Below are 2,345 nucleotides of genomic sequence, written 5' to 3' on the forward strand. Positions count from 1 at the left end.
CCGCCCCCCGGAGCCTGCCCAGGCCCCCAGGGGATCGGAGTGCGAGGGATGCCCCTACTGGCGGGGTCTGCGGTGCGTGACCTGCTTCCGGGCCTATCTGCGGAGCCGGGCCGGACCCGGCGGGGGGAGGTGACGGCATGGAGCAGCGGGAGCTCACCCGCGAGGAGCGGGCGGCGATCCGGGCCCTGGTGGTGAAGTGGTGCGCCAATTATGACCGGGCCGTGGGATGCTTGCCTTTGGACTGCGAGTGCTATATGCTGGGGAAAACCTGGACGGGGCCCCTATGCCGCTACTTCCGGGCGGCGGTTCTCCCTCTGGACCCGTTGCTGGAGGCCGCCCTGACCGCCCCCGGACCCGTGGAGACGCGGGCCTGCCCCCTCTGCGGACGGCCCGCCCTCCTGGGCGGGCGGCGGCGTTACTGCTCCCCCGCCTGCGCCCAGGCCGCCCATAGGAAACAGCAGCGGGACCATATGCGGAAAAAGCGGGGCTGACCTGTTGACAATTAGGCCCCCAAAAGTCCAGTGTTTTCAAGGCTTTCCAGACGCCGAACAAGGGTGGGCCGTATCATTTCACGTCCCGCCCCTGTTTCGGCCCCATACTGTCAACATTTTGGAGGAGATCAACATGGACAAAAATCAAGGCTACGCAATCTTAAAAGTCGTCATGCTGGAGAATGGCCGGGGCTTCGCCCTGGGGGAGTGTCCCAGGGAGCCGGAGCCCTTTGTGACCTGGGCCTGCTACGACGACGAACACGGCAGGCGGCAATACGAGTGGGGGCACTACGGCATGGACCGGGACGCGCTGGCGCGGGACCTTTCGGAGCGGGTGGAGGACTACCAGCAGCAGTTTTCCGTCAAGGTGACGTGGGTGGAGGAGCCCGGCCTTTACAAGTATTATTCCACCCAGCGGCCCGTGGACATCGGCACATTCCCCAAGCCGCCGCACAACGCCCCGGACGAGATCGTAAACTACGGCCAGCGCGTTCCCGTGGAGGGCGGCGNGTTCCTGGCCTGGGGGCATTTGACCTACACGCGGCCCCTGTCGGAAAAGGATATGGCGGACTATGAGCTGCGGCCCTCCAAGGACAACCCGGCTGTGGGGAAACGCATGGAGCGGAAACCCTCCATTTCCTGGCAGATGCAGGAGGCGGGCAGACTGGCCCAGGAGCGGCAGGCCCCGCCCAGCCCAAAAAGGGAGGCCCCGGACCGGGGCGAGCGGTAGCCGTGGCGGGAAAGAAACGCCGCCGCTCTGTTCATCTTCATGTCATGGTGACGCCGGAGGAGCAGCGGCANATCCANGAGCGCATGGCCCAGGTGGGGATTTTGAACATGGGGGCCTATATGCGAAAAATGGCCCTCAACGGCTATGTGCTCCAGGTGGACCTTTCCCCGGTGCGGGAGCTGGTGTCCCTCCAGCGNCGGTGCGCCAACAATCNCAATCAGGCGGCGCTCCATGTGAACACCTACGGCGGCCTCTACCCCAACGAGCTCCAGGCGCTTCAAAAGGACTACGCCGATTTGTGGGGACCTCTCTCCGAACTGTTGGAGAAGCTGGCCCAGGTGGTGGCCCTGTGACCCTTGGGAGCGGCCCAGGCCGCTCCCCGGCTGTCCCCGCCTCTGGACACGGTGTCCAGAGCTGGGGAGAACCGATTTTGAAAGGGGGTGCTGTCCCTGGCGACGACCCGTCTTATAACCCACCATATCAGCGGGGACAAGTCGATCCTGGCCTCTCTGTCGGACCGCTTCGACTACGGCCAGAACCCGGAAAAGACCCTGGACGGGGCCCTGATCCGCTCCTATGAGTGCGACCCCCTCACGGCTGACAGCGAATTTCTTTTGAGCAAGGCCCGGTACAAATCCATTACAGGCCGGGAGCAAAAGCGGGACGCCGACGTGCTGTGCTATCAGATCCGCCAATCCTTCCCCCCTGGGGAGCTGGACCCGGAGGAGGCGCTGAATATCGGCTATGAGCTGGCGATGCGCTGGACCAAGGGGAAACACGCTTTCTTTGTGGTGTCCCACGCGGACCGGCCCCACCCCCACGTCCACATTTACTACAATTCCACCACCCTGGACTGCACCCGGAAATACCGGGATTTTTTAGGCTCCGCCCGCGCTCTGCGGCGGCTGTCCGACCGGATTTGCCTGGAGCATGACCTGTCCGTTATCAAAAATCCCAAGTTCCACAGCAAGGGGAAATTCCAGCACTACGGACAATGGCTGGGCGCGGCCCGGCCTCCCTCCTACAAGGAGCAGATACGAGGGATCATAGACGGGGCCCTGGCGGACCGGCCCGCCGACCTTGCCGACTTCCTCAAACGGATGGAGGCGGCGGGGGTCCAGGTG

Annotated in this window: 4 protein-coding genes; all 4 read left to right on the forward strand. The window is 64.4% G+C overall.

The window, feature by feature from the left end; translation table 11 throughout:
* The first annotated feature begins 137 nt into the window (after positions 1 to 137).
* A complete protein-coding gene (locus tag JX325_RS15470; protein WP_204791953.1) occupies positions 138 to 491 on the forward strand; it encodes a cysteine-rich VLP protein in 354 nt (117 codons plus the stop codon).
* A 133-nt stretch (positions 492 to 624) separates the two neighbouring features.
* Positions 625 to 1,221, forward strand: a complete 597-nt coding sequence (locus tag JX325_RS15475) for a hypothetical protein (RefSeq protein ID WP_204791954.1) — start codon at positions 625 to 627, stop codon at positions 1,219 to 1,221.
* A gap of 2 nt (positions 1,222 to 1,223) precedes the next feature.
* On the forward strand, positions 1,224 to 1,574 hold the full coding sequence (locus tag JX325_RS15480; protein ID WP_374220644.1) for a plasmid mobilization relaxosome protein MobC: 351 nt from the start codon (positions 1,224 to 1,226) through the stop codon (positions 1,572 to 1,574).
* A gap of 87 nt (positions 1,575 to 1,661) precedes the next feature.
* Positions 1,662 to 2,345: relaxase/mobilization nuclease domain-containing protein (locus JX325_RS15485; RefSeq protein ID WP_374220645.1), on the forward strand; the 684-nt coding region annotated here is incomplete at its 3' end.

The sequence above is a fragment of the Oscillibacter sp. CU971 genome (genome assembly GCF_905219725.1).
Taxonomy (GTDB): domain Bacteria; phylum Bacillota; class Clostridia; order Oscillospirales; family Oscillospiraceae; genus Oscillibacter.

Excerpts from the sequence above, each read along its gene's own strand:
- JX325_RS15470 (WP_204791953.1), top strand. The coding sequence starts at position 138 with ATGGAGCAGCGGGAGCTCACCCGCGAGGAGCGGGCGGCGATCCGGGCC.